The following is a 245-nucleotide window of genomic DNA, read 5'->3' on the forward strand; positions in this document are numbered from 1 at the left end:
ATCTTCATCTAATACTACACCAAAGCAAGCGAGTTGTTCACAAATGGCGGCCCGTAATTCACTGCCGTTCTCACCACTGCCGGCAGTAAAGACCAGCGTATCTACGCCATTCATTAAAGCCACGTAAGAACCAACATACTTCACAACCCGATTGACAAAAATATCAAGCGCCAATTGAGATTGTGGCCGTGATTCAGCGGTTTCTTCTAAATCACGCATATCAGGCGACAATTCAGAAAGTCCTA

The 245-nt window shown here is 44.9% G+C and carries 1 pseudogene; it reads right to left on the reverse strand.

From position 1 onward, the window contains the following. Positions 1-245: pseudogene (locus tag FC20_RS09855) on the reverse strand (acetate kinase); the annotation flags it as partial.

It is taken from the genome of Lactobacillus equicursoris DSM 19284 = JCM 14600 = CIP 110162 (assembly GCF_001434815.1).
GTDB classification, from domain to species: Bacteria; Bacillota; Bacilli; order Lactobacillales; family Lactobacillaceae; genus Lactobacillus; species Lactobacillus equicursoris.